This is a genomic window from Sulfitobacter pacificus, assembly GCF_030159975.1.
GTDB classification, from domain to species: domain Bacteria; phylum Pseudomonadota; class Alphaproteobacteria; order Rhodobacterales; family Rhodobacteraceae; genus Sulfitobacter; species Sulfitobacter pacificus.
The window spans coordinates 367,651-392,105 of record NZ_BSNL01000001.1 but is presented as its reverse complement, the minus strand read 5'-3'; the positions used below and the strand labels follow the sequence as shown (position 1 = coordinate 392,105).

Annotated in this window: 21 protein-coding genes, 1 tRNA gene and 3 pseudogenes; 7 read left to right on the top strand and 18 right to left on the bottom strand. The window is 55.8% G+C overall.

What is annotated here, in order from left to right; all coding sequences use genetic code 11:
- Window positions 1-113: 113 nt before the first annotated feature.
- From QQL78_RS01965 to QQL78_RS01945, 5 genes are all read right to left on the bottom strand, one after another.
- Window positions 114-677 carry a hypothetical protein gene (locus QQL78_RS01965; protein WP_284370031.1) on the bottom strand — a complete coding sequence of 188 codons (564 nt, stop codon included), beginning with the start codon at window positions 675-677 and terminating at the stop codon, window positions 114-116.
- 60 nt (window positions 678-737) lie between these two features.
- Complete coding sequence (locus tag QQL78_RS01960) at window positions 738-1,289, bottom strand: hypothetical protein (protein WP_284370029.1); 552 nt, start codon at window positions 1,287-1,289, stop codon at window positions 738-740.
- A 105-nt stretch (window positions 1,290-1,394) separates the two neighbouring features.
- Window positions 1,395-2,801, bottom strand: coding sequence for an FAD-binding oxidoreductase (locus QQL78_RS01955; protein WP_284370028.1), 1,407 nt, complete (start codon window positions 2,799-2,801; stop codon window positions 1,395-1,397).
- Window positions 2,802-2,812: 11 nt separating this feature from the next.
- Window positions 2,813-4,591 (bottom strand): gamma-glutamyltransferase, encoded by a 1,779-nt coding sequence (gene ggt, locus QQL78_RS01950; protein ID WP_284370026.1) that lies wholly within the window; start codon window positions 4,589-4,591, stop codon window positions 2,813-2,815.
- A gap of 137 nt (window positions 4,592-4,728) precedes the next feature.
- Window positions 4,729-5,715: a 2-hydroxyacid dehydrogenase gene (locus tag QQL78_RS01945; RefSeq protein WP_284370024.1), complete on the bottom strand. Its 987-nt coding sequence runs from the start codon at window positions 5,713-5,715 to the stop codon at window positions 4,729-4,731.
- A 118-nt stretch (window positions 5,716-5,833) separates the two neighbouring features.
- Here QQL78_RS01945 and QQL78_RS01940 point away from each other — a divergent pair, with 118 nt between their 5' ends.
- The 4 genes from QQL78_RS01940 (at window position 5,834) to QQL78_RS01925 (ending at window position 9,045) form a co-directional block, all read left to right on the top strand.
- Window positions 5,834-6,343 (top strand): SH3 domain-containing protein, encoded by a 510-nt coding sequence (locus QQL78_RS01940; RefSeq protein ID WP_284370022.1) that lies wholly within the window; start codon window positions 5,834-5,836, stop codon window positions 6,341-6,343.
- Window positions 6,344-6,486: 143 nt separating this feature from the next.
- Window positions 6,487-7,476, top strand: coding sequence for an NADPH:quinone reductase (locus tag QQL78_RS01935; protein WP_284370020.1), 990 nt, complete (start codon window positions 6,487-6,489; stop codon window positions 7,474-7,476).
- A 114-nt stretch (window positions 7,477-7,590) separates the two neighbouring features.
- On the top strand, window positions 7,591-8,910 hold the full coding sequence (locus tag QQL78_RS01930; RefSeq protein WP_284370018.1) for a mechanosensitive ion channel family protein: 1,320 nt from the start codon (window positions 7,591-7,593) through the stop codon (window positions 8,908-8,910).
- Window positions 8,911-8,970: 60 nt separating this feature from the next.
- Window positions 8,971-9,045, top strand: a tRNA-Gln gene (locus QQL78_RS01925).
- A 276-nt stretch (window positions 9,046-9,321) separates the two neighbouring features.
- Here QQL78_RS01925 and QQL78_RS01920 read toward each other — a convergent pair.
- Window positions 9,322-10,404 carry an NAD(P)/FAD-dependent oxidoreductase gene (locus tag QQL78_RS01920; protein ID WP_284370016.1) on the bottom strand — a complete coding sequence of 361 codons (1,083 nt, stop codon included), beginning with the start codon at window positions 10,402-10,404 and terminating at the stop codon, window positions 9,322-9,324.
- 87 nt (window positions 10,405-10,491) lie between these two features.
- A complete protein-coding gene (locus QQL78_RS01915; protein WP_284370014.1) occupies window positions 10,492-11,373 on the bottom strand; it encodes a pirin family protein in 882 nt (293 codons plus the stop codon).
- A gap of 103 nt (window positions 11,374-11,476) precedes the next feature.
- Here QQL78_RS01915 and QQL78_RS01910 point away from each other — a divergent pair, with 103 nt between their 5' ends.
- Window positions 11,477-12,400, top strand: a complete 924-nt coding sequence (locus tag QQL78_RS01910) for a LysR family transcriptional regulator (protein WP_284370012.1) — start codon at window positions 11,477-11,479, stop codon at window positions 12,398-12,400.
- A gap of 507 nt (window positions 12,401-12,907) precedes the next feature.
- Here QQL78_RS01910 and QQL78_RS01905 read toward each other — a convergent pair.
- Window positions 12,908-14,464: a DUF4214 domain-containing protein gene (locus QQL78_RS01905; protein ID WP_284370010.1), complete on the bottom strand. Its 1,557-nt coding sequence runs from the start codon at window positions 14,462-14,464 to the stop codon at window positions 12,908-12,910.
- Window positions 14,465-15,025: 561 nt separating this feature from the next.
- Window positions 15,026-16,633: a tetratricopeptide repeat-containing sulfotransferase family protein gene (locus tag QQL78_RS01900; RefSeq protein ID WP_284370008.1), complete on the bottom strand. Its 1,608-nt coding sequence runs from the start codon at window positions 16,631-16,633 to the stop codon at window positions 15,026-15,028.
- A gap of 106 nt (window positions 16,634-16,739) precedes the next feature.
- Between QQL78_RS01900 and QQL78_RS01895 the strand changes: the two are divergent.
- Window positions 16,740-16,883, top strand: a pseudogene (locus tag QQL78_RS01895) (IS5/IS1182 family transposase); the annotation flags it as partial.
- Here QQL78_RS01895 and QQL78_RS01890 read toward each other — a convergent pair.
- The 8 genes and pseudogenes from QQL78_RS01890 to QQL78_RS01855 form a co-directional block, all read right to left on the bottom strand.
- Window positions 16,864-17,130: pseudogene (locus QQL78_RS01890) on the bottom strand (alpha-hydroxy-acid oxidizing protein); the annotation flags it as partial. The pseudogenes QQL78_RS01895 and QQL78_RS01890 sit on opposite strands and share 20 nt — an antisense overlap.
- 22 nt (window positions 17,131-17,152) lie before the next feature.
- The gene (gene comE / locus QQL78_RS01885) at window positions 17,153-17,707 is read right to left on the bottom strand and encodes a sulfopyruvate decarboxylase subunit beta (RefSeq protein ID WP_284370006.1); all 555 of its coding nucleotides are present in this window, start codon (window positions 17,705-17,707) and stop codon (window positions 17,153-17,155) included.
- Window positions 17,704-18,210, bottom strand: a complete 507-nt coding sequence (gene comD / locus QQL78_RS01880; RefSeq protein ID WP_284370004.1) for a sulfopyruvate decarboxylase subunit alpha — start codon at window positions 18,208-18,210, stop codon at window positions 17,704-17,706. Before comD ends, comE begins: the two co-directional genes overlap by 4 nt.
- Window positions 18,207-18,671, bottom strand: coding sequence for a universal stress protein (locus QQL78_RS01875; RefSeq protein WP_284370002.1), 465 nt, complete (start codon window positions 18,669-18,671; stop codon window positions 18,207-18,209). Before QQL78_RS01875 ends, comD begins: the two co-directional genes overlap by 4 nt.
- A 26-nt stretch (window positions 18,672-18,697) precedes the next feature.
- Window positions 18,698-19,678 (bottom strand): alcohol dehydrogenase catalytic domain-containing protein, encoded by a 981-nt coding sequence (locus tag QQL78_RS01870; RefSeq protein WP_284370000.1) that lies wholly within the window; start codon window positions 19,676-19,678, stop codon window positions 18,698-18,700.
- A complete protein-coding gene (locus QQL78_RS01865; protein WP_284369998.1) occupies window positions 19,675-20,436 on the bottom strand; it encodes an SDR family NAD(P)-dependent oxidoreductase in 762 nt (253 codons plus the stop codon). The genes QQL78_RS01870 and QQL78_RS01865 overlap by 4 nt, the downstream gene beginning before the upstream one ends.
- Window positions 20,437-20,440: 4 nt before the next feature.
- Window positions 20,441-21,748: a histidinol dehydrogenase gene (hisD, locus tag QQL78_RS01860; RefSeq protein ID WP_284369996.1), complete on the bottom strand. Its 1,308-nt coding sequence runs from the start codon at window positions 21,746-21,748 to the stop codon at window positions 20,441-20,443.
- Between the two features lie 12 nt (window positions 21,749-21,760).
- Window positions 21,761-22,279, bottom strand: a pseudogene (locus tag QQL78_RS01855) (TRAP transporter large permease subunit); the annotation flags it as partial.
- Window positions 22,280-22,499: 220 nt separating this feature from the next.
- Between QQL78_RS01855 and QQL78_RS01850 the strand changes: the two are divergent.
- Window positions 22,500-23,516 carry a LacI family DNA-binding transcriptional regulator gene (locus QQL78_RS01850; protein WP_284369994.1) on the top strand — a complete coding sequence of 339 codons (1,017 nt, stop codon included), beginning with the start codon at window positions 22,500-22,502 and terminating at the stop codon, window positions 23,514-23,516.
- 183 nt (window positions 23,517-23,699) lie between these two features.
- On the opposite strand, the gene QQL78_RS01845 is transcribed toward QQL78_RS01850, so the two are convergent.
- Window positions 23,700-24,215 (bottom strand): hypothetical protein, encoded by a 516-nt coding sequence (locus tag QQL78_RS01845; protein WP_284369992.1) that lies wholly within the window; start codon window positions 24,213-24,215, stop codon window positions 23,700-23,702.
- Window positions 24,216-24,455: the final 240 nt, after the last annotated feature.

Genomic DNA, 24,455 nt, shown 5'->3' with positions numbered 1-24,455 from the left:
GCACTGGGACGCTGGTGTTTGAACGACGGCATCCCTGGCGATAAAATCCCGGCAGAGCGTAACAGGGCACAGCCCAAATTGGCCCGAACCCCCATCATGGCCCGGGGCGCAGATTAGTCGCGCTTCTCTTTCCAGGTGATTCCGCTGCCTTGTCCAACATTTTCCTTGCTGCGCAAGGGTTTGATCGAACTGCGGTGGCGGTATTGTTCAAGGGTGCTCATCCGGTCAAATTCCTCCATCGATACATCTCTGACCTTCCCATCCGCCGGTGGCCGATTGTGGATATCACCAAGCCGCCCCTTTGCACCGGCTTTGTCATCAACCTTATGACGTACACGCGCCCATTTCGCATCCCGTTGACGGGCGTCCAAAAGATCAATGTATTCCTTAACATGGGGGTTATGCTTCGCAATCTCACGTAGCTCTTCTTCGCCTGTCATGCTTGAATAGTGCTTTTTGGAAGCCCCCTGCCCTGTTTTTTGCGGCAAGGCAGCGCGGCGCGGGTCTGCATTGTTGGTTTGATCATATGCCGTACGGGCCACCCGGTTTTCCCATCGCAACAACAGGTTCAGGCCCGGATCGTCGCTGGCAGCCCCCGGGGTATCATTCGCGATCGCAACAAGACCGGAACCCGCCATCATCGTCACCCCAAGTGCCAATGTCACATATTTGATCATCGCTTAGTCCTTATCGTTTGACGCGGGATCGCCCGTATCCTGTGGTTGCGGCCTGCCAACTCAGAAATCCTTGGACGTCGCGTTCATATTCTCAGCCGCCATCGCCGAAAAGCTGCGCGAAATCTCACCACGGTTGGCATAGATATCAGCCGCACTCATCCCCGACAGATCCGAGGGCTGCACCGTTGGTTTGTAAGTGCGCGCGGCGGTGCGGGCTTTGATGTCATTCAGACGGGTGCCTGCCGTTTTATCCTTGCCGCTGAATTTTTGGCGGATAGATGCCCAGAACCCTTGCCGCGTTGCTGCCTGCTCTGCGGCCACCATCTGACGCAACTGAGGGCTGTCGGCGGTGAAATTGGCAACTTGTTCAGCGCGGTTCATGTCCGACCAGCTTTTGCCGGTCCAAGTCTCGCGAATTTGTGGGATCACATTTGACGCCTTGGCCGCATTGACCTTTGCCATCGAGGTCAGCCGCGCAGGTAAATGCGCAGCGTAGCTTTCCAGCGTCAAAGCCCCCGGCGCAAATGCAGCGCTTTGTTTGACAAAGTCATATCCCGCGACACCGGAACCGGTTGTCATGATCAGCCCGAAGGTGAGAAAAAAGAAACGCATCTGGCCTGCCCCTGTTTGTTCAAGGGCAGAAAGCCAGAAGATTTTGATGTTTCTATGGCATCGTCCGGTCAATCAAAAGGCGCAGAAGCCCCCGCGCCTACCACCCTATTCAGGTAAAATCTTACCCGGATTCATGATGTTATCCGGGTCCAGAGCTTTCTTGATCATCCCCATCACGGCCAGCGTCTCCGCCCCCAATTCGCGCAGCAGATAGGGCCGCTTGCCCTGCCCGATGCCATGTTCGCCGGTACAGGTGCCCTCCATCCCGATGGCCATGTCATTGAGCCATGAAATAAACTCTTTGGCCTTTGCGACCTCTGCGGCATCTCCCATATCCACCAGCACCGTGGCATGAAAATTGCCATCGCCCGCATGGCTGACCGTGGGTGCCACCAACCCCATTTCGGCGGCTTTTGCCTCTGCCTGTGTCAGGGCCTCTGCCAGTCGCGAAATAGGCACGCAAACATCAGATGCCACCGCATCACAGCCGGGCCGGATCGCCAGCATCGCCCAATAGGCATCATGACGCGCCTGCCAAAGCTTGTTGCGCTCCTCCAGTGTCTTGGTGGCAGCGTACCCGGTCCCGCCTTCTTCCTCAGCCAACATGCCAAAGGTCTCCGCCTGTTCGGCCACCCCCGCATCCGATCCGTGAAATTCCAGCAACAGCATCGGTGACACCGGCAGGTCCAGCTTGGAATAGCTATTCACCGCCTCCACCATCACGCGGTCCAGCAACTCAATCCGCGCCACAGGCACCCCGTATTGGATCACCGCCATCACGGTTTTTGCCGCCGCTTCAACACTGGGGAAGGAACAGCGCGCCGCTGACATCGCCTCGGGAATGCCCTGTAAACGCAGTGTGATTTCCGTGATGATACCCAGCGTCCCTTCGGAGCCGACCATCAGCCGCGTCAGATCATAGCCGGCAGAAGTCTTTTTCGCCCGCCGCGCGGTGCGGATGATCGACCCATCGGCCATCACGGCCTCAACGTTGATCACATTGTCCTTCATCGTGCCATAGCGCACCGCGTTGGTGCCCGACGCCCGCGTCGCCGTCATTCCACCGATAGAGGCATTGGCCCCCGGATCAATCGGAAAGAACAATCCCTGATCGCGCAGATGGGTGTTCAGCGCCTCACGGGTAACGCCGGGTTGCACACGGCAATCCAGATCACCGGTGTTGACCTCCAAGACCTTGTCCATCTGGCTGACATCAACGGAAACCCCGCCAAGCGGCGCATTCACATGCCCCTCCAGCGAGGTGCCCGTGCCAAAGGCAATGATCGGCACATGATGGGCGGCGCAGATCTTTACGATCTGCGACACTTCGGCGGTAGATTGTGCAAAAACCACACCGTCCGGCATCTGGTTCTCAATCCATGTAGTGGTATGCCCATGCTGTTCACGCATCGCTTCACCGGTCTGGAACCGCTCGCCAAACTGCTGTTTCAAGATGCCCAAAGCTGCGGCGATCCCGTCGTCATTGCGCATCTGTGCGTCTCCATCCGCCATGTCGTCTCTCCTTATTGCCCGAAGGCGATCCCTTCGCGGCGCGGATCTGCCCCACCCTGCAAACCATCGCCAATCGCAATCACATGCAGACCACTGGTCAAACCCCGTGCGCCCACCTTATATCCCATTTCCATCAACCCGTCGCTCAGCGCCACCGATGCGGTTGCTTCCTCTAGGTCATAGGCGCCAAACCGGTTCACCGCATGGGGCACGCTGACCGCCTGTTGCACATCCATGCCCCAGTCGATCACCGCGACAATGGTCTGTGCCACATAGCCGATGATCCTTGATCCGCCGGGCGAACCTACAGCCATCACCGGCTTGCCGTCCTGCATCACAATGGTCGGTGCCATGGAGGACCGTGGCCGTTTGCCCGGTTCAATCCGGTTGGCAATCGGTACGCCGTCTTTATGCGAGCGGAACGAGAAATCCGTCAGCTCATTGTTCAACAGAAAGCCTCCGACCATCAGGCGACTGCCGAAACCGTTTTCGATGGTCGTGGTCATGCTGGCCACATTGCCAGCCTTATCGACAATGGAAATATGCGAGGTCGAGGGCAATTCGAGGCTCTCGTCATCCGCCCAGCGCAGCGCATGATCCCAGGCCGGCTCCTCTGCACTCACCTCTTCCAGCGCCATCTCGCTGTCCAGCAGCTTCGCACGCTCTGCCAGATAAGCTGGGTCCAGCAACCCTGTCACCGGCACCGGCACATAATCACTATCCGCCAGATAGCGCCCGCGATCCGCAAAGGCCAGGCGCGCCGCATCCCCCATCAACCGGCGCACGGTCAGATCCTGCGGTCCCGCGCTAAGGTCATGGCCTTCCAAGGCACCCAAAATCTGTCCCACGGCCACCGCACCAGAAGACGGCGGTCCCATGCCACAGACCTCATGAGCACGATAGGGGGCACAGACTGCTGGCCGTTCCTTGACCTGATAAATCGCCAGATCCACCTCGGCCAGAACACCCGGATTGCCCGGTGCGCCCTGTACCGTTGCCACAATATCGCGCCCGATCTGCCCACCGTAAAACGCCCCCGCCCCCTCAGCGGCAAAGCGGCGCAGGGTCTCGGCATAGGCTGCATTCGTCAAGGTATCCCCCGCCGCAATCGCCACACCCTCTGGCATAAAATAGGCTGATGTCACAGCGGAGCTTGCCAGTCTTTCCGCATCACCGGCAACCAGCTTGGCCAATCGGGGTGACACGGTAAATCCGTCCTCGGCCATATCAATGCCCGGCTGCAAAAGCGTGGCCCAATCCTGCGTGCCCCAACGCTGATGCACCTCGGCCAATAGCGCCGGCGTGCCTGGTGTCCCGACCGAACGCCCGCCCACAACCGCATCAAAAAACTTCAACGGCTCACCTGCCTCGTCCTGAAACAGACGTGGCGTGACGGCCAAAGGTGCGGTTTCGCGCCCGTCCAGCGTTGTCACCTCCCCCGTGGCCGCATCATACCAAACCAGAAACGCCCCGCCGCCAAGCCCTGAGGACTGCGGCTCTACCAACCCCAGGACAACCTGCACCGCGACCAAAGCATCCGCCGCCGTGCCTCCCGCGGCCAGAACATCCGCACCGGCCTTTACCGCATGTGGATTGGCCGCGGCCACCATCCAATCCGTTGCCACAACCGGCACACCGGCCTGTTTCGCGGCCAATGCCGCAGCAACCGCTTCGGGCAAGCCTTCAAACGCACCTGCACCGCCCGATTCAGGCTCCACCGCATCAGCGGCCTGCTGTGCCCCTGCCGCGCTCGCAAGAACAACCGATAAAACACTCAGAACTTTCCACATGGTACGTCTCCTTGTTTCTCTTTTTGGCCCTATATCCTGCGGGAGTATGAGGGCAGCGCCCTCATCAAATTTTCCCCTTGAGGAAAATTCATAAAATCAAATGCGGGCTTGCCCGCCCCTTTCAACAGCGGCCGCGCTCACAACATCGACGGCACCACCTGATCCGGTGGCCGGTGACCATCATCAAAAGTCTTGATGTTGATGATCACCTTCTCCCCCATCTCAAGCCGCCCTTCCAGGGTGGCCGAGCCCATATGCGGCAACAACACCACATTTTCCAATTCACGCAGGCGCGGATTAACCGCTGTGCCATGCTCGTAGACATCCAGCCCCGCACCCTTGATCTCACCGGCGCGCAGCATCCGGGTCAGCGCATTCTCGTCAATCACCTCTCCGCGCGAGGTGTTCACAATCACCGCCTCCGGCTTCATCAGCTTCAACCGCCGCGCATTCATCAAATGGAACGTGCTTGGCGTATGAGGGCAGTTCACACTGATCACATCCATCCGCGCCACCATCTGGTCAAGGCTCTCCCAATAGGTCGCCTCCAGACTGTTCTCGATGCTTTCATGCAGCCTGCGCCGGTTGTGATAATGCACCTGCATGCCAAAGGCCGCCGCGCGTTTCGCTACTGCCTGACCGATCCGGCCCATGCCTAAGATGCCCAGACGCCGCCCGCTGACCCGTCCGCCCAGCAATGCTGTCGGGGCCCAACCGGACCATTCACCCTTTTGCATCATCGCCATGCCTTCAGACATGCGCCGCGTCACCCCCAGAATCAGTGCCATGGTCATGTCAGCCGTGTCTTCGGTCAACACACCGGGGGTGTTGCTGACCAGAATACCACGCTGGCGGGCCGTGGCGACGTCAATATGATCCACCCCTGCGCCGTAATTCGCAATCAGCTTCAACTGCTCACCGGCCTGCGCAATCATCGCGGCGTCAATATCATCAGTAACCGTAGGCACCAGGACATCCGCGGTCTTTAAGGCCTGCGTCAGCTCGGCGCGGGTCATTGCCACATCCTCCTCGCGCAATGTTACGTCAAACAACTCTGACAGACGGGTCTCTACCGCATCCGGCAACCGTCGCGTGACTACAACACTCAAACGTTTCTTTGACATGTCTCTCTCCTGGGCCTTGGCGTTCACTGCTCTGATCGCCATGGTGTCCCATGCAAGCGCAAGGCACAAGAACCCCGCGCGGCAAAAGAGCAAACAAATCAAAGTGCAGGCAGCACCCATGTTCCGATCCATGCTGACGCGCGCCGTTCTGGCGCTGTTGCTGACGTTCCCGCTGGTCCCCTCCCTTGCATCCGCAGGCGAGGTTGGTGCCGTGACCAACCTGCCCTTGCCACGCTATGTTTCGATGAAGGCCGCGGAAGGCAATGTGCGCCGCGGCCCCTCCCTGTCCCACCGCATCGACTGGGTGTTCAAACGCCGCGACATGCCATTGTTGATCACCGCAGAGCATGGCCATTGGCGCCGTGTCGAGGATCGGGACGGCATGGGCGGTTGGGTGCATTACTCGCTGCTGTCGGGCACCCGTACCGTGTTGGTGGAACAGGATATGCTGCAGCTGCACGCGCGTCCTGATCCGGGCGCACCGGTTGCCGCCGCCCTTGAATTGGGTGTGGTGGCGCGATTGGGCGATTGCGATCTGGAGTGGTGCGAGCTGCGCTCAGGCGGCTATAAAGGCTGGGCTCCGAAATCACGGGTCTGGGGCGTTGGCGCGCGGGAAGTGCGCGACTAGCGCCTCTGAAATCACCCTAACACACTGTTAATTAATTATAATTCCATGATTCCACTACTTGAATCCTGAATTGCCCTTGGGCAATTGCATGCCTGCGCGCTTTGCGACAGGGTGGCATCAGCACTTCTCAACAGGATCCCCCCATGCGCGCCATCATCTATACCAAACTCGGCCCCGCCAAAGATGTACTGCAGTCGGGCACCCTGGACGACACGCCGCCGCAAGACGGTGAAGTCCGGGTTGCCCTCGCCTTTTCCGGGGTGAACCCTTCGGATGTGAAATCCCGCAATGGCCGTCCCGGCATGACAACGCCCGCCTTTGCACAGATCATCCCCCACAGTGACGGGTCCGGTGTGATCGAGGCGGTTGGCCCCGGTGTCGATCCCGCCCGCATCGGCCAGCGGGTCTGGATCTGGAACGGGCAATGGCAACGCCCTCACGGCACTGCCGCCAGCCATATCACCCTGCCCGCCGCCATGGCGGTGCCCCTGCCCGAGGATGTCAGCCTTGAAACCGGCGCAATCCTTGGCATTCCCGGCTTGACCGCTGCGCTGGCGGTTTTCGGCGGCAGCGACATCAAAGGGCAGACCATCCTAATTCAAGGCGGGGCCGGCACGGTTGGCCTGCTGGCTGTACAACTGGCCAAATGGGGTGGCGCACGGGTGATCACCACCTGCAGCCCCCGTGACAACGCCCGTGTGAAGACGGCCGGTGCTGATGTCATCCTTGATTACAACGCGCCTGATCTCGCCGCACAAATCCTTGCTGCCAATGAGGGTGCGCTGATCCCGACAGTGGTTGAGGTGGAATTCGGCCTGAACATCGCGCTGGACGCCGACGTCATCGCCCCCAATGGCCGCCTTGCCGCCTATGGCTCTGCCAAAAACATGGAACCGACGCTGCCTTTCCTGCCCCTGCTGTTCAAGGCAGTGACCATCGACATTCTGCTGATCTATCTGCTGCCCCTGCCCGAACGGGAAATCATGATCGGCAAGCTGCATGCCGCATTGTCCGCAGGTGCGCTAAACTGCCCGGTTGAGCAGATTTATCCGCTGGAAGAGACCATTGCGGCGCATCAGGCGGTCGAGGCCGGCGGGCGCAGCGGTGCGATTCTAGTTAAATGTGATGTCTGAGCTGAAGCGGGGACAGTTCTGACGCGGGGGGCCTGTCTGAAGCGGCGACAGCCCCCAATTGCCAAACCCCGGACGCCCCTCTAACCTTTTGGCATTCAAACCAATGGATTTGCCATGCGTATTCTTGCCCTGCTGCTTTGCCTGCTTTTGCCTTTTGCCACCCATGCCCAAACCGCCGATCAGCCCACCGGCACCATCACCCTGAATGATGATGCCAGCGCCGATGCCGCCATCGCCAACCGGATCCGCGATATTCTTGGCGAATTGCAAGGTTATGAAGACGTCAGCGTGACCGTTTCTTCCGGCATCGTGACCCTGCGCGGCACCACATTGGACCACGGCAAGGCCACCCGCCTGAACGAACTGGCCAGCCGGGTCGAAGGTGTTGTGGCCATCGAAAACACGGTTCAGGGAAGTTCGGATGTGGTGGAGCGGCTGAACCCCGCGATGGAGCGGTTCCGCGCCCGCACGGTTCAATTGATCGCCTTCCTGCCGCTTGCCCTTGTGGCCCTCTCGGTTTTTGCACTGGTGGTGGTCTTCGGCTTCTGGCTGGCGCGGCGCAAACAGCCCTGGGAACGCCTCTCGCCCAATGCCTTTATCGCGGATATCTACCGCCAGCTTACCCGGCTGGTGTTTGTCATCGGCGGGCTGGTCATTGCCCTTGATATTGTGAACGCCACCGCCCTACTGTCCGGTATTCTGGGGGCGGCGGGCATTGCTGGCCTCGCCATCGGTTTTGCGGTGCGTGACACGGTGGAAAACTTTATCGCCTCGATCATGCTGTCGATCCGCCAGCCCTTCCGCCCCAATGACACCGTTGAAATCGAAGGTGACACCGGCAAGGTGATCCGCCTGACATCACGCGCCACAATTTTGCTGAGCTTTGATGGCAATCACATTCGTATCCCCAATTCGACCGTCTTCAAAAGCCGCATCGTCAATTATTCACGCAACGCCGAACGGCGGTTCACCTTCATGCTCAGCGTGGCTTCCGATGCAGAGCTTGACCACGCCCGCACGCTTGCCCTCAAGGTCTTGAACGATCTGCCCTTTGTCCTGCCCGAACCCGAGGCCTCGGTCTGGGTGGAATCGGTGGATGATTTCTGGGTCACCCTGTCGATGGCGGCATGGATCAACCAGAACGAAACAAATATCACGCTTGCCCGCTCCGAAGCGATCCGCCTGACACAAGCGGCCTATGACGCAGAAGGCATTGCCGCCCCCCTGCCCAGCTACCGGATTGAAAACCTGCCAAGCGTCCTGCAACCCGCTGATAAAAAACCTGTTTCCACAAAACCTGCCGCACCCGCGTGCCCCGCGCCGGTGCAGGAAGTCAGCGCAACACAGGATCAGGAGTTGGAAAAAATCGTTGATCAGGAACGCGCCGAACTGTCACGCCACGACCTGTTGAGCGACACTGCATCAGAAGAATAGAGAATTTTGCAAATTGGGGTCTTGCGCGTCGTTTTCTCTCGGACTATCTAGCGGCACGGATGGGGTGTGGCCTAGTGGTAGGGCAACTGTTTTTGGTACAGGAGATCGTAGGTTCGAATCCTACCACCCCAGCCAAGTCTTTCAGATCATTGAAGTAAGAAGTCAGGACATTCCCGTCGGCGGGAATGCCCCAGTTTCCTAGCATTGGTCTGAGTATAGAAATCAGAGCTAGGGGGATAGGGATAAGTAATGGAAGAAGGGGGAAGAGGCACTAACCAGCTGCACTTCCCCACCCACCAGAATCCACCCTCCCAGAGACCCTAGATACGCTAACCTCTCGTTAAAGACCCGTTCACGCAGCCTGCGACCGGCATAGGGCACTCCTCAGGCCCATTGTCCTCCCTTAACCACTCAGGACCGGTTCAACAGTTTGTTATATTTCTTCACGAACAGGTCTTCGCCCTTCATTTTGCGCGTCAGGAAGTCTCCTACAGTGAATAGGCCGAGAAAAGAGTTGCCGCGCTTGGGGCCAAGCGGCAGGAGTATTGGTGCTTTAGGTCCCCATGGCTTGTAGGGCCTCATTTCCTCAAGTTTCTTGCCGACGATCAGCCCTTTCAGCGTCGCCTTGAGCCACGGCAGCTGTCGGCTTATGGCGACGATGGTCATGCCGTCGCCAGCATCGACCACGTCTCCGGCGGCAAAGACATTGGGCCGTGACGAAGGGCGCAGCCAGCCATCGACCTTGACCCGGTTCGCGGTGCTTTTCTCGGTATCGGACAAAGTCTCTAGCAGTTCTGCACTGGCGCGCGAGCCAAGGACTGGGAAGACGAGGTCAAAATCGTGCTCAGATCCGTCAGAGAGCGTCAGACTTCCGGCGTAAGGCGCGGTCATGCTTTGCAGGTTCTCGGCCCTTTTGCCGAGGATAAGCTTCACGCCAGCATCGCGTAGTTTTTTGGCCAGCCCTTGGCCAAGCTTGTCAGGCATGGTGGGAAATAGACAGTCCGTATCCGAAATCAGCGTGACTTTCTTATCCGGCATGGCGTGCGCAATCTCACCAGCCAGTTCTGTGCCAACGGCCCCTGCGCCGACGATGCCGATGGAGCGGGCAGCTTTCAATTGGTCATGAATACGGTGATTGGCCTGTCGCAGGCCTTCGATGTCGTCACCCACAGGTTTGAACGGCATTGCGTTGGATGATCCGGTGGCCACCACGAAGTAATCCGCCTCGACCCGCTGGCCATTGTCCAGCGTCACGCCGCCCTTGTCGATGCCAGTCGCGCGGGCGCGGACGACCCGACCGTTTCTTAGCAAGCTGTCATAGGGGATGAGGGATCGATCAAGGAGGGAAGGATCGACAACGGCGCGGATCATCGCGGGTGCGTGCACGAAATGGCTGCGTGGCTCGATCAGGGTAATGTCAGCAGTATCGTCAAGCGATTTTGCCAATTCGGCACCGAGGTAGCCACCTCCGATGATAGCGATGCGTTTGGTCATGATGGGCGTTCCTTTCAGGGCGCTTTTGGGCGGATGATCCGCCTCTAACGCCACGGGAGTTTGATAGCGGCGGCGATTATTTGGGTATCAGGCGACCTCTGGTGGATAGGTGATCTGGCCGTAATTGCCTGCACGGTATTCGCGGAAGGCCTCAGTCAATTCGGCCTCGGTGTTCATCACGAAAGGGCCACGGATCGCAACCGGGTCCGCAATCGGTTTGCCGCCAAACAGCAGGACGTCAAGCGGGTCCGCACTTGGGTTGAGGATTTCGATTTCGGTACCCTCTTCAGACAACACAAAAGACCGCTGTGCAGAAATTTGTGTGCCGCTTACAACGGCGTCTTGAACAGGCAGGAAGCCTGCGACGTGCAAGCCTTTTGGCAGGTCCACCTTTGCTGAACCCGTCGATTCAATGCGCACATGCCAGATGAATTCTTCCGCAAAAGTCGAGATTGGCGCGGTGTAGCCATCATATGTGCCCAGAAGTACCTTGAGGTGAGCCCGCCCGCTTGGCAGCGCGACAACGGGCAGGTCTTCCGCCGGGATAGGCAAATATTCTGCCGGTTCCGCCTTATTTTTGGCAGGCAGATTGATCCAGAACTGAAAGCTGTGCAGCGTGCCGCCATTCTTGCGAAGGTCGGCGGGGATCATCTCGTCATGCACGATGCCGTTCCCGGCTTTCATCCATTGCACACCGCCCGCATCGATTATGCCGTGGCCGCCCGTGCTGTCCGCATGGGCAAGAGCGCCTTCAAGAACATAGGTAAAGGTAACGATGCCCCGATGCGGGTGGGCGAAAGACCCGTCAGGATTGGGAATTTCACCCGGCGCTATGTCCCGCGGCGGCAGGTGATCCAGCAACATGATCGGCCCCACGAATTGCACCGCCGCATTTGGCACGGCGCGGGCAATCGTGAAAGGCCCGACCTGATCGGGCTGGACGTCATGTTGTGAAGTGATCTGTTTCATCAGATATTTCCTTTTGTTGATCCAGAATTAGACCTTCAAAAGATGAATTGATATTTATATATTTTGCAGCTCTATATAAGAAACACTAATATATGGACCATCCATGAAACTGGATCATCTGAAGGTGCTGCGTGCCGTGGTCGAAACGGGGACGGTGAAACTGGCAGCCGAGACTCTGAACCGCACGCAGCCTGCGATAAGTCAGGCGCTGAAGGCGCTGGAGTTCCAAACCGGAACCGAACTGTTCGACCGCTCGGGTTATCGGCTCGAACTCACTCCGGTTGGCAGGCGTGTCTATCTGCAATCCTTGCGGGTTCTATCCGAGGCCGACGATTTGGCGCATTTGATCAAGCACTTCGAGAAAGGACAGGAAGAGACGATTACAATCGCCGTCGATGCCGCTGCCAATCCGGACGTCCTGACGCCAGTATTGCTCGATCTGCAATCCCGCTTTCCCGACACGCGCGTGATCCTGCGGGCTGAGGTTCTGTCTGGTGCGATCGAGGCGGTGCAAACGGGGACCGCCGCGCTTGCTGTGGCTCCCGCAATCCAAGTTATGCTTGAGGAGGAAGGTTTCGATTACATTCCGGTGGACAGGTCCTTCATGCGCAATGTCGCGGCTCCTTCACTTATTGGGGCAATGGGCGCGCCCGCCACGCTGGCCGACCTGCGGGGGCTCCACCAGATCATCGCGCGTGACAGCGGACAAGCCACGGGTTTGTTTGACCGCGAGCTTGGCGTCCAAAAGGGACAGCGGCGGTGGTATGTCAGCGATCTGCATATGAAGAAACAATTGCTTGCAACCGGTCTTGGCTGGGGGCGCCTGCCAGAGCACTTGATTGCCGATGAGTTAGCGAAGGGCATATTGCAGGAAATCAAGTTACCCAATACTCATCTCAGCTTTGACATCGAGGTTTTCGCCTTCCGTATGCGCAAGTCGAGTTCTGGACCGGTTGCGTCTTACGTCTGGAACACATTTGAGGCAGCTTCAATGTCACTTGAAGCGCGCGAAAGAGCTGGGTCCTGATACAGGAGCGAGTCACGACCTAACTAGATCAATCGAGGAATGACTTGATGCAGGTCGAACACAAGGTTGGAGAAACCAAAGGCCGATATTCCATTTCCAGTTCATCGGGCGCGTTTCTTGCCGCGCTGTCCTAATCCATCGCAGGCAAGCCGATGATTATCATTCACCACATCAACGTATCAGAAAAATTGAAGGGACAGGTTGTTTACCACCTCCTATTCACGCGAATTGGCGGGAATGCCTCAGGTGTCGGGGGTGTGGTATACGATTGAGACATCAATATTTGCGCGCTCAAGATCAGCGGATCGAACATATGGCCGGATCAAACTACCGCCTTCTGGATCTGACTCTGTTACGGTTCCACCCGGAAATTCGACCTACGTCTCTTCAACTATCAACAGGTCCTGATAAAACTCATTTCCAGCCATGGGCAACGCTGTATTGCAAAGGCTGGGCCTGTGTAGCTGGGATCAGGGTGATGTGAATTACAGAGCACAGCCTGCCTATCTAGCTTCCCAAGTAGCTGAAGTCAGGCAGCCAAATTCCTGTTCCGATCACGTCAATGACGTTGCTTTGGTTTTCAGGGCTCTCTGAAAAATCGACCAAAGTCCTCTCGCGGCTATAGTTTCCGTCATCGAGAACACCTGTCCAAAAGTCATATCCGGCCTGGTCGGGATCTCGATGAAGCACGTTATTATACAGTAACTCGATGAAACGTTCGTCCGAAATTGAGCTTGCTGTGCCATATCGCTGTGCAAATTCTTCTGATTGCATGAAGAACTCGGCCGTTCCTTGCAAATCAACCGAACCTGCATCAAGCACGCCGATCCAGAATATCAGACCCGGAGTATCGGGTTCACGATCAAAGGCTGCTTGGTACAATCTATAGGCTTGCCCTGCGGTTTCATTGACATCGAGTGCAAGCACCCCATCGTCAAATTCAATGCGTTCAATGCTGGAAAGGCGATCAGGTATTCCGGGAAAGAAAGTATCTTCAACATAGACCGTTAAATCATCACTTTCTGTGATAACAAACTCATCGCGATTGCCAACAGCAAAGTAAACGTCCAGTTCGCCTGTTCCAGTTATACATTCAGCGATCAAAAAATCATTTACAAAATTTGAACCCGTAGCTGCCTGCCCATTGTCAAAGACGTTTTGTGGCGCAACACAATCGTAGTCTGCGGGAAGATCTGGAGGAGGTAAGTTGATGAGCCCAGGATCTGGTGCAACAGGAATAGGGGTGGGCTCTGGAGTGGGTGTCGGTTGGGGAGTAGGTGTCGGATCGGGCAGCTCACCTTCCGTTGGAAACAACCGGACACGGTACTCAGCTTCATCGAGAACGACATAGTCGAGATAGGAAATGGAGAGCAATTCGCCGTTTATCGTGTTCCTAGGTAAATCTTCCGGGTTCGCATCTGAAATATCTGTGTCGCCATTGAAGCCAAAGACCGCAAAGGTGACTGGATCACCGGTCAATGTCCAAGTCGCAGTTGCTTCTCCTCCAATTGGGTCAAGTGAGTAATGTTGAACGCGGTCTTCCACACCGTTTAGGTCTTCGCCAATTGAGTAGCCACTGACAAAAAGGTCTTCGCGCGCTTTGAAACTTGGATATGCATCGGGATCAAGCGCGGTCGCCTCATCACTTAGATCGTCCTCTGGAGCCGATGTGTTGTAGACAATTGCGCCTGCAGTATTGGATACCCCAGACACAGGTACGACAACCAAGCTGCTGAACCCATCCTGGTTCTCGAAAATTCGAAAGTTGACTTCCACTTTTTCAACACCATTCGGTGTGAACTGGAAGTAATCTATCGGATCAGCATTTGGGAGTGCCGTACTGCTGCGTTCAGGGCTATAGAAGAACAATGTAGTGTAACCAAAAGAACCGGTATCATCCGCAATATATACGCCCGGATTGCCCCAAACCTCGTCTTCGTCAAAACCAACAGAACCTTGTACATCAAACCCCTCAAAGGCACTTGGGAAGTTCGTATCATCGATGACGAGCTCGCCAAGGTTTTGAGCATCCGTGTATGTATTATCGCTATCGAAATCGGCCATTCAATTTCCTTGCGAGAAACCGTCTCATTGCGTCTAACCTAGACGGAATAATGCCATTAATTGTTAAAATATGCTATATTTTTTTCGTCACCCTCTGGCTGTAGGTGGCTCGCCGCAGCGCCATATTGCTCTAAAGTGTAGCTTTTGAGGTGATCATCTATGAAACCTCTTTCCTGGTGCAATAGTCGATCAATCAATTGAAATAATTACCTTTTTAAATTTCCATTTCATTTTCCAGGAAAGCTGAACGCTTCCGCTTTTGGTCACGCGTCGAATGACCGGAAAGCGGGCCGCAGACGCGACATATTGGACTATGTTTGAGTGACCGCTAGGGCCGAAAGCGAAACCATCACCCCCGACATCCACTGAAAAGCTTGAGGTCAGCTGGTACCCTAGTCCCGCGATACAACGAGCTATTCGCACCAATGCAATCCAGCGCGGCTTGGACCCTGCCGACCTTATGCCGGAAGAGAAAAGCGCACCCTAAAGTTACCAAGGCTGTCCATAAACTCGGAACAGTTCAAAGCACGTCATCTGGGCGTCCATGATACAGACAACGGTTCAATTTTCCAGAACACCAACTGACTTAAGTGAGTGCTGCAATGAAGCCAGTTGAGTCTCGTATCGCTTCCAGCCTTGGTTGCTGTTTGAATAAATCGGTTTGCGAACTTGGTCTGCGCTTGCCGTTAAGACTTGATTTGTAGCGCGTTCAGGTGCCAACCAATGCTCCGTCCACCGCAGATCGGTCGCAAGAGCGATACCTTTGGTTGTGGGCGCGGGGTGCGTGACTAAATCTTCGTATTTCACGTCGATCATCTGGTCGATATTGAGGCTTTTCCAAAAGGACAGATAGTTTGAATGAAGCACCATAAATCGAGATATGTCTTCATTCCTATGGACGAAATCGTTCCCTGCCCCTTGAAAAAAGTGTTTATACAAAGACCAAGCAACGGGCAGCGGATCGCGGGAAATATGTATGATACGCGCCTCTGGCAATGCGCCGCAAATATATCCTATCCACCGAAAGTTCAGAGGCATTTTGTCAATCAGGCGCGTGCCTTCGGTTGAATACCTGGCAAAGGAATTGAGCAACTCACCTCGCAGCTGTGCAATGTCTTCCGCATGCAACGCTTTGTCTGGTCGGTTCATAATGCGGCGCAACAAACGCGATACGGCGCGCGGAACAACCGACAGTTCACCACAAGCCTGTACACCCTGTGCCCGTGATAAAATCCCCTCCATCAACGAAGTGCCGGACCTCGGCAGCCCCGTAATAAAAATTGGTCGAAAGTTACTCTCTGTGGCGGGGGAAAACGCGCTTTTCGTTCCAAAAATCGCTTTTGTAAGCGCAAAAGGTATCATGTGTTTCTGAAAATCAAAATTGGCTTGCGACGCGGCCAGCCGGTTACCCTTCTCAAGGAATTCGAAGGCCTCTGCGCATCTATCTTTTTCATCCAAAGCCTTGAATAGGGCAAAGAAGAGCGGCGCGTTTTTAGGATCTTTCTGATCTACTGAATTCAGTAGACCAAGCATTTCTTCCAGATGGCCGTCCGCGACACTATAGTCGATTACCTGCGACATATTCTGATGCAAAATAACGTTATTTGGTTCGCGATCCAAAGCGCGCCGGTAGCACTTTGCCGCTTCCGTCCGTTTCCCTAGGGAGCGTTCAAGTATGCCCAGATTGTTAAGGGTTGTGGGATCTTCAGGAGAAAGTTCCAATGCCGCCAATAGATACGTTCGTGATTTTTCCGGTTGGCTCATTTCCCGGAGTGCGCGCGCATTGATGTTTAATAGCTTGATATCATTCGGATGCGACTCTAACAGCTTTGACGCGGTGTCCGATGCCGCCGGTGCCTGCCCCATGTCTAACTGACATTGAGCAAGCCGTTGCCCAAGGCTCAAGTCACTGGGTGACAAGAAAAAAGCTGCACCCAGATACCTTTCTGCCTCTGCCAACTGATTGGAAGCAAGATACTTATTGGCTTGGGATAGCAATTCAGGAAAGGCAGTGTTTCGCACCTCTTGGAGTGCTTTCTTAGCCCGGTTATTGCCCGGATATTGTTGCAGAAGTTGTTGTAGAAGCTCGCATGCTTTGGCCCAATCCCGCTCCTTGCTTGCCTTTTTAGCCTTGCCCAAGACTACATCAGCTTTAAGGGGCTTAGACATTTACAGTTATCCTTTTGAAGTTCGGCAAGGTGCTGCCACAAGGTTCCAACAAATTGCCGGCTTTTGGAAGTGCTCTCTGATCTGCATAGGGTTTATGTCGGCCGCTGATGCGCCCACGGAATACGGTCCGCACAAGACGCTTTATAACCGTTGGAAGCACTGGAGTGATAAGGGTATCTTCGCAAAGATGATGATGGGACTGGCAGCCGATCGCGGCGAGGAGAAGACCGTGATGATTGATGCGACATACCCATCGGGGAGATGCCAAAGGGCCGCTCGGCTTGTACTCTAAACAAGGGAATGCTCAGGTCACGGTTTGAAACATCGCGCAATATCCGGGGTTGCAATGTAATGGCATCAAGGGCGGCCCGATTGCGCGCCGCCCCCGTTTCACGTCCAGCCGCACCATCAATATAGTCAAAGACCATCCACGGCAGACGCCGTTTGGCGCGAAGCCGTGCGTCTTCGGCACTATGGATGGCATCGGCTGACGTCAGGCGCGGCTCCGCGCTGCGCCTATCATTCCGCGACGGCCTCCATAAAGCGGTGACGGATCACAACCGGGTCCATCGTGATCACTGGCAGCTTGATGTTACCGCTGTCACATTTGCACACGATGATAGTCATCTGATTGCTGTCCACCGCCTCTTGCAGGACGGGACCGAGATCTTTGTCCTGCACCTCGACGACGTTTTCGCAACCACAGGCCCGCGCCACATCGGTGAGGTTGGTTTTCATGCCGGCATATGTCGGCTGGTCACCGGTCGAGCCATAGGACCCGTTGTCGATGATCAACAGCGTGTAGTTGCCCGTCGCGTTGTTGGCGATGGTGGGCAGCGTGCCGAGGTTGGTCAGAACCGATCCGTCACCGTCGATCGAGATCACTGGCTTGTCTTGCGCCAATGCCAAACCAAAGCCGATTGATGAGCTAAGGCCCATCGTGCCAAGCATGTAGAAGTTGCGCGGGTTGTCATCGATCATATGCAGCTCTTGGCTGGGCAAACCGATATTGCAGACAACGAGATGCGGATTAAGGATCGGGGCGATTTCTTTGAGAATTTCAGAACGGATCATTGGTCGCCATAGCCTCCCCAGAAGTTGGCGTCGGTTAGGATCGCCACAGGTTTATTGCACATGAAGGTGTATTTCAGGATGTTGTCGAACTCTTTGACATCATCTTGCCAGTGGAAATGATAGGTGGGGATGTTTAACTGCGCCAGCAACGCTTTGGTATGCACCGCCATTTCGACCTGACAGGCCACGGGTTCGCGCAGTTCACCACGGTAGGAAATGATCATCGGCAGTGGCATCCGGTAGAATTGGGTGAGTGTCACCAACGTATTTATCGTCACACCGATGGCGGTGTTCTGCATGATGATCGCAGGGCGTTTGCCGCCCATAAATGCACCTGCGCATAGCCCCATGCCTTCGTCTTCCTTGTTCGAAGGGATATGGAAGATGTCGTCACGCGCGTCGACCTCCTTGATCACACCGGCGAGCTGTTTGCACGGCACGGTGGTCACAAAAGAGACGTCGTTTGCGACAAGATCATCTACGATCTTCTTGTCGATGTTCATAAGTGAAAAGCCTTTCTGGTTGGATGTACTGTTGGCGAATGTGCCTGCGTCATGTGCTGCGATAAACGTGCACGATGCCGGGGCGCGTGCCGCACAACACGTGCGGCTGTAGACCCCAGCAAATGGTCGCTGAAACCCGGTTTGTGCGCCCCCATCACGATGCAATCGATACCCTGCGTCGATGCGCAGTCAATGATGGAACGATGAGTATGCCCGATAACCATCTCGGCCTTCACGTCGGCCAAATGTTCGGTTCTTGCGCGCAATTCGGCGCGCGCCCTTGCAAGGCCCTCCTCTTTGGCAGCGTCATCAACATAGTTGCGAACCGCCCCTAGCGGCGCTTCAGAGACATGCAGGGCGCTTATTTCACCCGCGCTACCTGTCAGGGCTTTGGCAATTTCCAAAGTGCCTTTGGACACGCCGTGGTCGAGGGCGATGGGGACAAGAAATTTTTTGTACACAATTGATCTCCGATTGCCCGCCGTCGTTATGACCATGGGGCAAGTATGATTTTCGGGGCCGCAACCTTGCCCGCGCGCAGCTCTGCAAAAGCGGACGCGCCATCCGCCAAAGACCGGGTTTGCGTCCAGTTAAGCGGCCCCAGGCGTCCATCAAAAACGGCGGCGGCCGTATCGCGGAAATCGGTGGCGGTGTAGGTATAGGTGCCGATAAACGTGATCTCTTGTAAGGTGGCACGGCGCACATCAAATCCAGGGCCATCATCACCCAACCCCACATGCGCGATCACGCCGCCCGGCTGGACAAGCTTCGATGCAGAAGCGCGGGTGACACCAAATCCGACAGCATCTATCACAAGAGGAAAAGTCAAATCCGTTGCCGCGACCGCAGTCTGACCTGCGTGGTTAACGAGAAAAGAACATCTGGCGGAATCAGGTTCAACAATGGTCACGTCATTCAGGCCCATAGCCTTGAGTGAAAGGGCGGCAGCAAGACCGATTGCACCACCGCCAATGATCAATGCCCGGCGCGCCATCGCAGGATGCAGCGCCTCAAGCGCCAATCGGGCAGCATGCCAGCTGACAGCCAACGGTTCGGTGAGTGCGGCTTTTTCCAGCGGCACATCATCTGGCACTTCGACCAGATTGGACATGGGCATCGCCACATATTGCGCAAACGCCCCCTCGCGCGGGGCCATCGAGATGATCTGACGGTCTGGGCAGAGATTTTCGCGGCCTGCCACGCAGGCGGGGCAGGTTTTGCAATTCACCAAAGGATTCACGGTGACGCGCATGCCGTCAAATGTGCCACCCACTATTGTGCCAGCGGCCTCGTGCCCCAGAATAAGCGGGGCGGGTCGGCGCGCATCGTGGCCGAGATAGGCATGCATGTCCGACCCGCAAATCCCCACGGCCTCAACCTTGATCAGATGCTCTCCGGCCTGTGGAACAGCATCTGGTACATCGGTAAAATCCAATGTCTCAATTCCCTGATAAACCAGCGCTTTCATTTTGCGGTAAACCCTCCGTCAACCATCAGGACCTGACCTGTGACAAAGGCCGATGCCTCCGAGCATAGAAACAAGATCGGGCCGTCCATATCTTTTAGTGTACCGTTACGGCCCAGACAGGTCTGCGCCGCATTTCGGTCTGCCCGCGCGGGATCATCAAAAACCGCGGCTGTCAGCTCAGTTGGAAAGAACCCCGGTCCGATGGCATTTGCGGTGATCCCGTGAGGGGACCAAGCCTCTGCCATGGCGCGGGTCAATTGGCTGATGGCACCCTTGGTCGCACCATAGGCAATGCCACCTGGAAATGCGCGTGTGCTTTGCAAAGAGGCAAAGTTCACGATCCGTCCCCAGCCTTTTGCCTGCATGGCAGGCACAAATGCCTGTGACAAAAAGAAGGGCGCAGAGAGGTTGAGCGCAACTGTGCGATCCCAACCCTCTGGTGTCACCTCATCCGCCACCTCGCGGGTATTGATGCCTGCCGCGTGAACCAGAATATCTGGTGCCCCAAAGGGTGCGGAAACATCCTTGACCAATTGCGGTAAACGCTCCCGATCTGCCACATCGGCCACCACACGCGCGGCGGCGGGACCGATTTCTGCACAAAGGCTGTCCAAAGCCTCAGCGCGTCGGGCGACCCCCACAACCGATGCGCCTGCTGCAGCAAGCGTGATTGCCGCACGGCGTCCAAGGCCGGAACTTGCACCTGTAATGCAAGCAACCTTGCCGGTCAGATCAAATAGGGGCGCGGTGTCAGCCATGCGTTCAGCCTTCGGCCGTCAGGTCAAAATTCTCGCCGGGGAAATACTTGGCCAGACGCACGTCTGCGGCGCGCGCGTGCCCTTCCATCCCCTCAAGCCGCGAGATGCGGGCCGTTGCGATCGCCACATCTTTGGACGCCTCTTGTGTGGCGCGTTGCCAGGTGACGATCTTCATATACTTGTGCACTGACAAACCACCCGTATAGCCCGCCGCACCAGAGGTCGGAAGCACGTGGTTGGTGCCTGACGCTTTGTCGCCATAAGACACGGTTGTTTCCTCGCCCAAGAACAACGAGCCATAACAGGTCAGATTTTCCAGCCACCAATCCAGATCTTCTGCCATGACTGTCAGATGCTCTGGTGCGTATTCATCGCTGCATTTAGCCATCTCCACCCCGTCCGCGCAGACGATCACTTCGGCATAGTCGCGCCATGCGGCAAAGGCGTTGTCGCGGTTCAACTGCGGCAGATCTTCGATCAGGCTAGGCACACGCGCCATGACGTCTTTGGCCAATGCGTGGTCATCCGTCACCAGCCAGACGGGGGAGTTATAACCGTGCTCGGCTTGGCTGACCAAGTCAGTCGCCACAATGTGCGGATCTGCATTTTTATCCGCAAGGATCAGGCTGTCCGTAGGACCTGCGATCATGTCGATACCAACGCTGCCGAACAGGATCCGCTTGGCTTCGGCAACAAACTGGTTGCCGGGACCGACGAGGATATTGGCCTTTGGCAAGCCAAAGAGACCATAGGTCATGGCTGCAACACCCTGCACGCCGCCCATGGCCAAAATCTTGTCCGCGCCGCAGATGTGCGCGGCATAGATGATGGCCGGGGCCACACCAACCTCGGGACGCGGGGGTGAACAGGCTGTGATGTGCCTGCATCCGGCAACTTTTGCGGTGGTGACCGTCATGATTGCACTTGCGATGTGACTGTAGCGACCACCGGGAACATAGCAGCCAGCTGCATCAACCGGGATCGCCTTTTGGCCCGCCACATACCCCGGCTTAATTTCCATCTCGACGTCGGCAACGGTGCTCTTTTGCAATTCGGCAAAGCGTTTGACGTTGTCATGTGCGAACTGGATGTCGGCCTTGAGCTTGTCCGGGACCAAAGCGCTTGCAGCCTCGATTTCGGCCTGGGTCAATATGATATTGCCGGCGTAATTGTCGAACTTGGCGGCATATTCCATCGCTTTGGCGTCGCCGCCCGCTTTGATGTCATCCAGAATAGTGACCACGGTGTCATGGACGTCAGATGCTCCGGACGCCGAAGTCAGGGTCGCTTTCTTGAGGTATTCGCGTGTCATGTATGTAGTGTCCTACTTGTAGATATCTGGAAGCAAAGTTGTCGAAACGGCTGGCACATAGGCAATGAACAACACCACAACAAACATGCACAGTACAAAGGGCACAGCGCGCGCGACGATTTTCAGGGGCGCTTCACCCGTGATCCCCGAGGCCACAAAGAGACTAAGGCCTAGCGGTGACGTGATAAATCTGACGCCGAGGGCGGTGATCACCATAATGCAGCACCGGGTTTCGTTCATGCCGATGTTTTCGAGCAAGGGCTGAGGGATGGGTGCCAAGATCGCGATGTTGGGGGTGGCCTCCATCACACAGCCTGCGGCGATCAGAATGCCGATCATCAAAAGGATCAGGATCCACGGTTCGTGCGTAAGGCCAGTAGCGGATGCAACAAAGCCTTGAGGCACAGCCATGATCGACAAGGCTGTGGCAAGTGGGGCAGAAAATGCGATAATCGGAAGGATCACGCCGTTAACCTTGGCAGAGCTTGCAAGCATGGCAGGGAAGTCCGCAAAACTAAGCGTTCTGAGGATAGAATGCAGCATCGGCGAAAGCGCCCAGAGCTACGTTCGAAAAGAATATCGCAAACACAAAAACTGCACCGACGAGAAACATGACAAGCCTCCCTGCTGTCTGGTTCTGCAGCTAGTGTAAGCGCTTGCAGTTTATCTTTGCAAGCGCTTACACCTTTAAACTAACCAATTGTTATTTTACGCTGGACAGCATAAGAAATCGCCAAGGATCTGCCTGTAAATGCCAGTATCACCGCACATTCCTACGTTGGATGATGTCGCAAATGCTGCTGGTGTTTCGACGGCTACAGTGTCGCGTTGCCTGAATGAAAAGCAAAAAGTGTCGCCCAAGACGCTCGAAAAGGTGATGGAAGCTGTCGAATCGCTTGGCTACATACCGAACTTCAATGCACGTGCGATGGCGGCCAGGCAGTCCCATACAATTGGCGCGATTATCCCGACAATGGAGAATGCAATCTTCGCGCGTGGGCTGCAGGCTTTTCAGGAAGCACTTCTTGATCAGGGCTACAATTTACTGGTTTCAAGCAGCGCCTATCAGCCCGATCTGGAAGCGCAGCAAATTCGCGAACTTGTGGCACGGGGCGCAGATGGGCTGCTGTTGATCGGCTATGAACGGGACGAAGCGGTTTATGACTATCTTGCCCGCCGCGGCATTCCCACTTTGCTTGCATGGGCATCGCTGCCGGACACACGGCATGCCTCTGTCGGCTTTGATAATCGCGCGGCGATGCGGTGTTTGGCGGACCGTGTCATAGGCTTAGGCCACCGAAAGATAGCTGTCATTTCCGGCATTATTGATGGCAATGACCGTGCCGCAGAAAGATTGTCCGGTGTTAAAGACAGTTGGCAGGCGCATGGTTTTCACCTGGATGACCTTCCCATTATTCAAACGCCATACGAAATAGAAAACGGCGCTGCTGCCTTTGTCGAGCTGATGCAGGCCGATGTGAAACCAACCGTGATCATGTGCGGGAACGATGTTCTTGCGGCCGGGGTCATCTCCAAGGCACGCGATATTGGGATCAATGTCCCAGATGATGTTTCGGTCACCGGGTTCGATGATATTGAACTGGCCAAACATGTCTTCCCCGCCCTCACCACAGTGCATGTGCCGCACCGTGAAATGGGCCGCATCGCAGCCGAAAACCTGATCGCTCTGATCGAAAAACGAGCGGAAAAAGCGACGCATCGGCTTGATGTTTCCATCGTGATGCGTGCCTCCCTCAAGGGGCTGTAAGGAAGCAATCTGTAACGCCCAGAACGGAATGGCATGCAAGCTTATCTGAGCCAATTGTCCTGAGCATTGCGCGTTCAGCAACTACACGATCCAATTCTCGCCTGAACCTGATCTCACCCTGTTGCACCACAAACGAACGGCGCTGCGGCAAGCGAAACCTGAGAACGGGCCGCACGCACCGCTCTACTTGAAGTTCCGAATTTTATTGTCCGCACACAGGACGTCGCAACACTTCGTGTGTTTTGTCCAATCCCCCATAACCGAGTGGCCGGTCCAGATATCCACGTCAAGCATCGCCACAGGTTTCATCACGACCTTACCACCATCATTTTTAATTCTGTTCAGCCGAGCGTGAATATCCATGACATGCAATTTGGGCATTTTGGCAGACTTGACCCACATCTTTAATGGCGCAAACTCATAGGCATAGTCGAAGGGCGTTTCCGGCGGAAGCGGGTTCCTCTTTGATTGTTTGTCGTACTTCTTTGCGTACCAACTAACGACAAATGTTGCCTCATATATGCCTTCCGGTCGCTTGATCTTGATCTTGGGGGTTTGGGACATGCCGACCATACCATCGTAGTTCTTACCGGTAAGAACCTTATTTTTGTGCCTCAACCCTTTAAGTTCAAGTTTCTGAAAGCTGACCCCGAGCTTCATCAGGATAAAGTTCTTCTTTTCTTCTTTCCATGCGGCCATTGCATGTCTCCTCTAATTACTTTGGCTATTCTCGGTCTTGATGTTGAAACGGACTCTTGGTGTGGCTAATTTCATTCGCCGATGGAGTTATCGATGAGCTAGGTCTGTAAACAGTTGGGTGGTAAAATTTGACGCTGCCAGCATAAGCCCAAGACGGCTCAACTAGGATCAAAATAAATCCAATGAGCACGCGACAGCGTCTCTAAAAATTTCTGCTTAGAAAATGTGTTCGCCAACAAT

Excerpts from the sequence above, each read along its gene's own strand:
- QQL78_RS01900 (WP_284370008.1), bottom strand. The coding sequence starts at position 16,633 with ATGTCTAAGCCCCTTAAAGCTGATGTAGTCTTGGGCAAGGCTAAAAAG.
- QQL78_RS01915 (WP_284370014.1), bottom strand. The coding sequence starts at position 11,373 with ATGAAACAGATCACTTCACAACATGACGTCCAGCCCGATCAGGTCGGG.
- QQL78_RS01930 (WP_284370018.1), top strand. The coding sequence starts at position 7,591 with ATGCGTATTCTTGCCCTGCTGCTTTGCCTGCTTTTGCCTTTTGCCACC.
- QQL78_RS01940 (WP_284370022.1), top strand. The coding sequence starts at position 5,834 with ATGTTCCGATCCATGCTGACGCGCGCCGTTCTGGCGCTGTTGCTGACG.
- hisD (WP_284369996.1), bottom strand. The coding sequence starts at position 21,748 with ATGACACGCGAATACCTCAAGAAAGCGACCCTGACTTCGGCGTCCGGA.
- QQL78_RS01955 (WP_284370028.1), bottom strand. The coding sequence starts at position 2,801 with ATGGCGGATGGAGACGCACAGATGCGCAATGACGACGGGATCGCCGCA.
- QQL78_RS01965 (WP_284370031.1), bottom strand. The coding sequence starts at position 677 with ATGATCAAATATGTGACATTGGCACTTGGGGTGACGATGATGGCGGGT.
- QQL78_RS01910 (WP_284370012.1), top strand. The coding sequence starts at position 11,477 with ATGAAACTGGATCATCTGAAGGTGCTGCGTGCCGTGGTCGAAACGGGG.
- QQL78_RS01870 (WP_284370000.1), bottom strand. The coding sequence starts at position 19,678 with ATGAAAGCGCTGGTTTATCAGGGAATTGAGACATTGGATTTTACCGAT.
- QQL78_RS01865 (WP_284369998.1), bottom strand. The coding sequence starts at position 20,436 with ATGGCTGACACCGCGCCCCTATTTGATCTGACCGGCAAGGTTGCTTGC.
- ggt (WP_284370026.1), bottom strand. The coding sequence starts at position 4,591 with ATGTGGAAAGTTCTGAGTGTTTTATCGGTTGTTCTTGCGAGCGCGGCA.
- comE (WP_284370006.1), bottom strand. The coding sequence starts at position 17,707 with ATGATCCGTTCTGAAATTCTCAAAGAAATCGCCCCGATCCTTAATCCG.
- QQL78_RS01945 (WP_284370024.1), bottom strand. The coding sequence starts at position 5,715 with ATGTCAAAGAAACGTTTGAGTGTTGTAGTCACGCGACGGTTGCCGGAT.
- comD (WP_284370004.1), bottom strand. The coding sequence starts at position 18,210 with ATGAACATCGACAAGAAGATCGTAGATGATCTTGTCGCAAACGACGTC.
- QQL78_RS01920 (WP_284370016.1), bottom strand. The coding sequence starts at position 10,404 with ATGACCAAACGCATCGCTATCATCGGAGGTGGCTACCTCGGTGCCGAA.
- QQL78_RS01960 (WP_284370029.1), bottom strand. The coding sequence starts at position 1,289 with ATGCGTTTCTTTTTTCTCACCTTCGGGCTGATCATGACAACCGGTTCC.
- QQL78_RS01850 (WP_284369994.1), top strand. The coding sequence starts at position 22,500 with ATGCCAGTATCACCGCACATTCCTACGTTGGATGATGTCGCAAATGCT.
- QQL78_RS01935 (WP_284370020.1), top strand. The coding sequence starts at position 6,487 with ATGCGCGCCATCATCTATACCAAACTCGGCCCCGCCAAAGATGTACTG.
- QQL78_RS01845 (WP_284369992.1), bottom strand. The coding sequence starts at position 24,215 with ATGGCCGCATGGAAAGAAGAAAAGAAGAACTTTATCCTGATGAAGCTC.
- QQL78_RS01905 (WP_284370010.1), bottom strand. The coding sequence starts at position 14,464 with ATGGCCGATTTCGATAGCGATAATACATACACGGATGCTCAAAACCTT.